This is a genomic window from Stieleria sp., assembly GCF_041595215.1.
In the GTDB taxonomy this organism is placed as follows: domain Bacteria; phylum Planctomycetota; class Planctomycetia; order Pirellulales; family Pirellulaceae; genus Stieleria; species Stieleria magnilauensis.
Map to the genome: position 1 here is coordinate 1 of NZ_JBFHKV010000309.1, position 8,255 is coordinate 8,255.

The 8,255-nt window shown below is 61.1% G+C and carries 8 protein-coding genes and 1 riboswitch; of the genes, 5 read left to right on the top strand and 3 right to left on the bottom strand.

Annotated features, from left to right (window positions below):
* Window positions 1-722 (bottom strand): 3-deoxy-manno-octulosonate cytidylyltransferase (locus ABX749_RS13670; RefSeq protein ID WP_372896467.1); only part of this gene is annotated, 722 nt, incomplete at its 3' end.
* 52 nt (window positions 723-774) lie between these two features.
* Window positions 775-1,055, top strand: a riboswitch (cobalamin riboswitch).
* A 139-nt stretch (window positions 1,056-1,194) separates the two neighbouring features.
* Here ABX749_RS13670 and ABX749_RS13675 point away from each other — a divergent pair.
* Window positions 1,195-2,019 (top strand): DUF1559 domain-containing protein, encoded by an 825-nt coding sequence (locus tag ABX749_RS13675; protein WP_372896468.1) that lies wholly within the window; start codon window positions 1,195-1,197, stop codon window positions 2,017-2,019.
* Window positions 2,020-2,101: 82 nt separating this feature from the next.
* Window positions 2,102-2,920 (top strand): DUF4465 domain-containing protein, encoded by an 819-nt coding sequence (locus ABX749_RS13680; protein ID WP_372896469.1) that lies wholly within the window; start codon window positions 2,102-2,104, stop codon window positions 2,918-2,920.
* 23 nt (window positions 2,921-2,943) lie between these two features.
* On the opposite strand, the gene ABX749_RS13685 is transcribed toward ABX749_RS13680, so the two are convergent.
* Window positions 2,944-3,885 (bottom strand): NAD-dependent epimerase/dehydratase family protein, encoded by a 942-nt coding sequence (locus ABX749_RS13685; RefSeq protein ID WP_372896470.1) that lies wholly within the window; start codon window positions 3,883-3,885, stop codon window positions 2,944-2,946.
* 206 nt (window positions 3,886-4,091) lie between these two features.
* Window positions 4,092-4,286, bottom strand: a complete 195-nt coding sequence (locus tag ABX749_RS13690; RefSeq protein WP_095740877.1) for a Flp family type IVb pilin — start codon at window positions 4,284-4,286, stop codon at window positions 4,092-4,094.
* 253 nt (window positions 4,287-4,539) lie between these two features.
* Between ABX749_RS13690 and ABX749_RS13695 the strand changes: the two genes are divergently transcribed.
* From ABX749_RS13695 to ABX749_RS13705, 3 genes are all read left to right on the top strand, one after another.
* Window positions 4,540-6,306 carry an ABC transporter permease subunit gene (locus tag ABX749_RS13695; RefSeq protein ID WP_372896471.1) on the top strand — a complete coding sequence of 589 codons (1,767 nt, stop codon included), beginning with the start codon at window positions 4,540-4,542 and terminating at the stop codon, window positions 6,304-6,306.
* Window positions 6,307-7,599, top strand: coding sequence for a CNNM domain-containing protein (locus ABX749_RS13700; RefSeq protein ID WP_372896472.1), 1,293 nt, complete (start codon window positions 6,307-6,309; stop codon window positions 7,597-7,599).
* Window positions 7,596-8,255: CNNM domain-containing protein (locus ABX749_RS13705; RefSeq protein ID WP_372896473.1), on the top strand; the 660-nt coding region annotated here is incomplete at its 3' end. The genes ABX749_RS13700 and ABX749_RS13705, both read left to right, overlap by 4 nt.

Genomic DNA, 8,255 nt, shown 5'->3' on the forward strand with positions numbered 1-8,255 from the left:
ACGCTGGGGGGCGAGCCGGCGAACCAGGACAAGAAGTCGCGGCGATAGGCATAAAGCCCCAGGTGGTGCCAGTAAATCGGCGGGGTTTGTGCGAGCAGCTCGGCCGGGTCGCCGCCGCGGCGGTGCGGCACACAGGCGCGACTGAAGTAGACCGCCCTGCCCTGCCCTGCTGCGAGACTGCCCTGGCCTGCTGCGAGACTGCCCTGGCCTGCTGCGGCGGCCGTCCGGGTCGCTGTCTGGCTGTCGGTCTGGGGGCTGCCGGTCGGGGAGAAATCCGCCATCACGATTTTCACGATCGCCGGGTCGTGCAAAGCTTCGGCCGACCGGATCGGTGTCCCTGCGGTCGCCATGTCGGCCTGCGGATCGCCGGCGAGCGTCTCGGAGACCGCGTCGATCGCGGCCGGGTCGATCTCCGGTTCGTCGCTTTGGACGTTGATAAAGATTTCGGTGGTGGGAAACTGGTCGGCGACCAGGGCGATGCGGTCGGTGCCGCTGGGGCAATCGGTCGGGGTCATGATCCAGCGGCCCCCGAACGATTCCACTTCGTCCGCGATCCGCCGGTCGTCGACCGCGACAATCACGCCGGCCGACGCCGATGCGGCCCGCGATGCCGACTCGTAGGTGTGTTGCAACACGCTCTTGCCGGCCACTTTCTGCAGCAATTTCTCCGGCAAACGGGTCGAGGCAAGGCGTGCGGGCAGCACGATTTGGGTTTCGGGCATGTGGGGTCGCGTCGGGAAAACGGTTGACAGTTGGTGCGGGCGGGTCTACCTTTCGCAATCAACGTTTGGTGGTGCCGATTGGGCGGTGATGAATCGTCCGCGGGAACAGGGAACTTTGGTGAAACTCCAAGACGGCCCGGCCGCTGTAACCGATGCTGTTGGTTTTCACGTCGTCTGAACAAAGGCGATGCGGGGATCAGCCGTCTACGCTTCACTCTTTTAGCCATTGTCCGCGGATCATCCTGCTCGATGCAAGATGACCGAATGACGAGAAGGCGAAGCGTCAGGACGTCATCGGGAGTCAGAAGACCTACCACCCGACGGACGCTTCAGGGACCTTCCAGGGTGAGGTCGGCGTCAACAGATTGGCTTGCGCACGCATGACTGCATCGCCCCTAGTGTCGGGTGCGGGATGCGCGCATCGGTCTGTACACTAGAGCGTTCGCTGCCGCCGGGACATCCGAGTCTGGTCATGCGTTACCGTAACCGTCAAATCCGTGGCACCGCCAGCGGGCCCATTCGCATCGGGTTTACCCTGGTCGAACTGTTGGTGGTGATCGCCATCATCGGGATCCTGGTCGCGTTGTTGTTGCCTGCGGTCCAGTTCGCCCGCGAGGCGGCTCGTCAGGCCAATTGTCGCAACCACCAGCACCAGATCGGTGTCGCGCTCCACGCCTATCACAACATGCACCGGTCGTTGCCGATCGGATGTTTGGAGTGGCGGTTTTGGGGCCAGCCGAGCACGCGAAAGAACTTGGCGTGGTCGGCGTTTCTGTTGCCGCAGATGGGCGAACAGGCGTTGTACGAGGCCGTCGATTTCAACTACGCGTTTGACCATCCACGCAATGCCGATGCGGCGTCGGTGGTGGTCGAATCGTATCTGTGTCCGACGGAAATTCCTCAAGGCAATCGCCGCGCCGAGATCAGTTACGGCGGCCTGTTCGGCGAACGCCTGGTCGATCGACGCCCCGACGATGGCGTGTTCTTGTACGAGCAGCGGATCCGGTATCGCGATTGTTTGGACGGTTTGTCCAACACGATGGCCACCGGCGAAGACATGGTCGGGCCGGACAGCGAATGGATCAATGGCGGAAACGTGTTCGTTCAAGCCCATCCGATCAACGATGATCGAGCCTGGGTCGGCGACAACGAAATCCGATCGCTGCATCCCGCCGGCGCCATGGTTCTGTTCCTCGACGGCAGTGTGCATCTGTTGAACGAATCACTCGACACGATCGTGCTCGGCCAGCTGATCACGCGGGACGGTCACGAAGTGATCCCGGCCGACGCCTGGTAGTGACGCGTCGTGCCGACGCGCAAATCAATCTGAAACTCCAACCTTTGAACTCCAAGATTCACAACCACGAAATCGTTTCACCATGAATATCTCTCGCCAATGTCTGTTTGTCCTGTTTGCCGCCGGTTCGCTCTGTTCGATGGCCGGCGCCGAAACCGTGACGTTTGAAAACCTGCTGACCACACCCGATTCGTTTTACAAAGGCGAGACGTCACAGATCAACAATGATCCGTGGGTGGTGGACGGGTTTGAATTCAGTAACCGAACCACGTTTGTGGGTTATTGGAGCGGTTGGGCGTACAGCAACACCACCGATACGACGACGCCGGGGTTCACCAACGAGCATTCCGCGATCACCGGCGGCGGCAGCAACGGCGCCGGCGGATCGGTCAGTGGTGAAACCTATGCGTTGGCATTCGGCTCCGGCGCAACGATCAACCTGCCCACGGGCGCCCTGATTGAAAGCGTCGATTGGACCAACGGGACGTACCCGTATCTCTCGATGCGAGACGGGGACGCGTTCGCGACGCAGTTTGGCGGTGCCAGTGGATCCGAGCCGGACTACTTTCGTGTGACCTTGACCGGTTACAGCGACTTGAACGCGACCGGCGCCGCCACCGGATCGGTGACCTTGGATCTGGCCGATTACACGTTCAGCGACGATAACCAAGACTACATCGTCGACACGTGGCAGGTGAATGAAGATTTGACGCCGCTTGGCAACGCTCGTTCGATCGATCTGACGTTCCAATCCAGCGACTCAGGACAATTCGGAATCAACACGCCGGTGTATCTGTTCATCGACAATCTGCAGTACTCGGTCACGGCGATCCCGGAGCCGACGGCGGCAGGATTCTTGGCGCTGGTCGGTGGCGTTTGCGCCTTACGGCGTCGGCGCTAGTGATTCGTCGGGGCTGCCCTTGTTCACGCGTCACCGCGAATCGCCGAAATCAATTCCGCGATCGTTTGCTCGAGTAACGCGGTGCCACCGAATCGCATGCCCAAGGCTTGCAGTTTCTCGGTGACGATTTCGTGTTTGGCGGTCTTGGCATGGCCGCTGATGTTGGACGAGCTGCCGGTGATGCGTTTGGCGATCGTCGCGACTTCAAAATCGCTGATCATTCGGTCACAGCAATTGTAGGTTTGGCCGGCGATCGCGTCGTCTTGCGTGAGCAGCAGTGAGACGGCTTTGGCGATGTCGTCGGCATGAACGGCTTTGCTGCCGCCGCCGGCTCGGACGTCTTTTTCGGCACAGACCTGGGCGACCAGATCGAACCAGCGTGAGTCTTGGGCGGGATCGGCGAGGCCATAAATCGATGGCGGACGAACCGTGGCGGCGAGCAGTTTTCCGCTGGCGCCGTAGTGGTGCACCAGGGTTTCGACCGATGCCTTGTAGGCGCCGTAGAGCGTCGAAGGCAGCAAGGGGTGGGTTTCATCGAGTGGGCGGTCCGGCAGCACGGTGTCGTGGACGGTGCCCGAGGAAACGAATAGGAATCGCTTGACGCCGGCCCGCTCGGCGGCGTCGAGCAATTGCAGCGACCCGGTCGCGTTGCGCTGCCAGTACTCAAGCGGGTCGTCGCCGCTGTCCATGAACGACGCTCCGCCGCGAAACAAACCGGCATGGACGACGGCATCGGCAGATTCGACCAGTTGTTCGGCGTGGTCCAGGACGCCGAGTTCTCCGCGGATCCAGCTGATCGGGTCGAATTCGGGGGCCGTTGCCGGTGGGGTGCGATACCACGCCGTGATCGTGTGGCCGTCGTTGAGAAGCCGGCGGACGAGGTAACGGCCCAGGAATCCGGTGGCGCCGGTGAGTGCGATGCGCATGTAGGGAGTGCCTGTTGCGAGTGGGAATCGGGCGATCAAGCGCCCTATCGAAACATGCAATCGCGCAGCAAACAACCGCCTCCAGCGTTGGCGGCGGATTCATTCCGGCTGCCGGCTAAGGCGGTTGGTCGTGATGGGAGGCTGGGAGGAGAGGAGTCGAAGCTTCGAAGTGGGATCGGTTTCCCGCCTGTTGAGCTTGGAAAGGACAGGCTGGAAGCCTATCCCACGCACGGTTCACCCGCTGATTAGTTGCCCATGGCGCCGGAAATCGCGGCTCCAGAGGCGTCGAAGCTTTTTTGGGTTTCAGTGGTTAAGGTGGCGACCGAGCCGACGCAGACGGCGATGATCAGGGCGAGCATGACGGCGTATTCAACCGCCGTTGTGCCCTCCTCATCCCGCCACAGCGACTGTCGCTCGGGGAGTGGGTCTTGGTTGGTCATGGTGGGGATATATCTTTTTGGTTGGTTTTCTCGGGGAAAAGGCACAGCCAAGGAAACATAGGCCAGGAATCTGCGTACTCACTTCGAATACGCACACTTTTTGCATGCCCGGACGTCACCGCGGGGTTCATCCGGTAGGGATTGCAGCGTCCTTTCGGATTCCCCGGCTCGGTGACGCCTTTGGATCGCGCATTGTCATCGGCTTGTCCGCGTTTTACCCTGGTGCCAGTTTCGTCCTCCCACCCAAGCTCACATGATCGGTCCAGTATTCAATCGCGAGGCGACCGTTGTTCCCAAACGTCCCAAGACGTATTTGGCCCGCGGCTTGTACCTGATCACGCTGTTCGGGCTGCTTTGCACCGGGTACCTGGTGCTGGACGGTTCGCGGTCGTTGGCGACGGTGTCCGATTCGGCCCGTTTCGGCGGTTGGATGTTCTTGATGCTCGCTCCGCTGCAGCTCTTGGTGTTGTCCAGTCTGGCGGCGGTGGGATCGGCGGCCAGTGTGGCGCAAGAAAAGGACCGGCGGACGCTGCTGTTGTTGCTGATGACGCGTCTGAGCGGATTTGAGGTCGTCGTCGGGAAGCTGGCCGCGACACTGCTGGGGCCGTTGGCCATGTTGCTCGCCGCGCTGCCGTTGTTTTTGGTGCTGCCGCTGTTGGGCGGCGTTTCGCCCGGACAGGTGTTCTCGGTTTTTCTGGTGACCGCTGCGACGGTGATCTTTGCCGGATCGATCGGTACCGTGGTCGGGCTGTGGCGTGAGAAGACGTTCCAAGCGATCGCGTTGACGGTGTTGATCTTGTTGATGTTGTTGGGTGCCGGCGAGATCGCGATTGCCTCGCTGAATTTACCCGAGGTCCTGGTGTTGTCTCTCAGCCCCGTGCGAGCGCTTGCCGCGGCGGCGTCGCCGCTGGGAAGTCTTTCGCCGCAGACGTCGCTGGGCGTCTGGTCGTTCACCGCCGCCACGCTGATCGCCTCGGTCGTTGTGTTGGCCGTCGGCGTCGCCCGCGTGCGTGTCTGGAACCCGTCCCGCGAAGTGCGGCTCAAAGCGCCCGAGCCGGAGACGAGCGAAGAGATGGAAAACCAGCAAGCACCGAGCAGTTGGAAAGTCCGGGCGCCGCGACAGGTTTGGAAAAATCCGATCCTCTGGCGCGAAGTCCGTACGTGGGCCTATGGTCGCAAGGTCGTGGTGATCCGGTTCGCGTTTGGATTGTTGTTTCTGCTCGGCGCGGCGGTGATTTATGGACAGATGCAAAATGGGACCGCGTATGAGCCGGCGGCCCGGATCGGTCGCGCGCTGCCGGCGGCGACGTTGCCCGTCGCGGCGATCGGCGTGGTCAGTTTGGTCTTGATCAACGCATTGGCCGTCAACGCGGTCACCGGCGAACGTGACGGTCTGGCGCTGGATCTGTTGTTGGTGACGGACTTAAGTCCCCGCGAATTTGTGTTCGGCAAATTGTTGGGGGTGCTGTATGTCGGCAAGGAGATGATTCTGTTGCCGCTGGCGTTGTTGTTGTTTCTGGCCGTCAACGGCGTGATGACGTATGAGAATATGGTCTACGCGATGTTGGGGGCGGCGATCTTGTACGTATTCGTCAGCATGCTGGGGATTCACGCCGGGCTCAACTACGTGGCCGGTCGGACGGCGACGCTGGCGAGTCTGGGAACGGTCTTTTTTCTCTGTGTCGGGATCGCCATTTGCATGACGATCATGGTCAGTTTTCGGGGTGCGTTTCAGCTGCAACTGGCGCCGTTTTTGGTCATGATTCTCGGCGGCGGCGCCGCGTTGTTCGCGTCACTGGGTTGGCGGAACCCTTCCTCGGCGATCTTCCTGGCGTCCTTCACGCTGCCCCTGATCACGTTTTATTCGATCACACAGTTCTTGCTGCAAACCGACCACCTGTTCGTCTTCTTTTCGATGGCGGTGGGTTACGGGTTCACGATTGCTGCGTTGATGATCCCCGCTCTCAGCGAATTCGATGTGTCGCTCGAACGCGATCGAGGGGCCGAGGGAAATGGCTGATTGAGCGAGCTGCTGCAGTACGTCGGCTGGTTGGTGCCGATGGCGGTTTTGATTCTGCTGAGTGCGTTGTTCAGTGGCAGCGAAGCGGCCCTGTTCTCGTTGACCCTGCGACAGCGCCGGCAACTGCGGCGCAGTGGCGTCGGCGGCCGGATCGCCGATCGGATGCTCAGCGATTCGGAAAAACTGTTGTCGGCGATTCTGTTTTGGAACCTGCTGATCAACATGACCTACTTCGCGATCGCTTCGATCGTTGCCAGCCGGCTCGATGCCTCCGTCGATGCCGGGGCGAGCGTGGCGTTGGTGTTCACGTCGGCCAGTTTGTTGACGATCATTTTTTTCAGTGAGATGCTGCCCAAGAGTCTGGCGTTGCTGGCTCCGATGCAGGCTTCGGTCTTGATCGCGCCGGTGCTGAACCTGGCGGTGCGGTTGGTCAGTCCGTTGCTGCCGATCATCAAGACGTCCAACCTGTTGGCCGGCCGATTGCTGTGGCCGTCGTTTCAGCCCGAGAATGAAATCGACTTGGTGGACATCGAGCGGGCCGTGGAACTGGGCACCGACGATGCAGCACTGCTGGAACGGGAGCGTTTGGCGCTGCAGAATTTGGTCGCCATCGCGGAGATGCGGGCGAGTGAGCTGATGCGTCCCCGCAGTCGTTTGCACCTGGTCGAATCCCCGATCCAAGCCGAGGCCCTGTTTGCCCGATCGCCGCCGGGCGGCTATGCGATCATTACCGACGAAACGGGCGAGACGATGGTCGGTGCTCTCGGCGTCAGGATGTTGCGGCCCAGCCAGATCGATCATTTCGAAGATCTGGTCGAACCGGTGATCTATGTCCCCTGGTCCGCGCGCGTGGCGCGTGTCTTGGATCTATTGAACGAGAACGATTTAAGCGTGGCGATCGTGGTCGATGAATACGGCGATGGGATCGGGGCGCTTTCGATCGACCGGATCTTTCGCCGCCTGCTCGCGCCCGAACATGACCAGTTCGAAGAAGACACCGATTCGGCCGCGATCGAGCAGCTGGAGCCTGATTTGTATCGTGTCGCCGGGGGCATCTCGCTGCGTCAGTTGGCCAAACAATTGGCCGTCAATGTCCCCGACGAATCGGTGGCCACGGTCGCCGGATTCATTCAACGCACCAATGAACGCTTGCCGCGACTGGGCGATCAAGCCACGCTGGAAGACTACCTGCTGACGGTCGTCGAAGAGCTGGAGGGGGCGTTGCGAATTGAAGTCCGGCGGCAATCGCAATCCGATGCATCCCATGCACACGACGAGCGAGATTTCCGATGATCTTTTTCGCCATCGTGCTGTTCTTGTTCGGTCTCGTGTTGAGCGCGTTTTTCAGCGGCAGCGAAACGGGAATGTATCGCGTCTCCCGCACCCGATTGGTGCTCGACGGCTTGGACGGTTCCCGCAGCGCCCGCGCGCTGATTTGGGTTTTGAATCGACCTGTGTTGTTCGTCGCGACGGCGCTGGTGGGAAACAACTTGGCGAATTTCCTGACCAGTTTTGCCATCGTTCTGGCCGTCATCGCACTCTTCGGTGACTCGTCCGCGGCCGAACTGATCGGGCCGATCCTGATGACGCCCTTCGTGTTTGTGTTCGGCGAACTCCTGCCCAAGCATTGGTTCTTTCAAGCTCCGTACCGGCTGTTGTCGTTGATCCGGCCGGTGTTGCTGTTGGCGACCGTGTTGTTCCTGCCGGTCTCGATTTTTCTAGGCGTGCTTGCGGCCGCTCTGGGCGCGTTGACCGGCCAGGCGCCGTTTCGGATCTCCGTCGCGATGGCCCGCGGGGAACTGACGCAATTGTTCCGCGCGGGAGAAGAAGCGGGCATCCTGCACTCGGGCCAGCGTTCGCTTGCCGGCAAGTTGTTCGACGTGGGGAACGAACTGGCCGTCTCGTTCGCCGTCCCGCTGGATCGATTGGCCACGGTCGAGTTGCCGATC

Coding starts and splice junctions, on each gene's coding strand:
- ABX749_RS13675 (WP_372896468.1), top strand. CDS start 1,195: ATGCGTTACCGTAACCGTCAAATCCGTGGCACCGCCAGCGGGCCCATT.
- ABX749_RS13680 (WP_372896469.1), top strand. CDS start 2,102: ATGAATATCTCTCGCCAATGTCTGTTTGTCCTGTTTGCCGCCGGTTCG.
- ABX749_RS13690 (WP_095740877.1), bottom strand. CDS start 4,286: ATGACCAACCAAGACCCACTCCCCGAGCGACAGTCGCTGTGGCGGGAT.
- ABX749_RS13695 (WP_372896471.1), top strand. CDS start 4,540: ATGATCGGTCCAGTATTCAATCGCGAGGCGACCGTTGTTCCCAAACGT.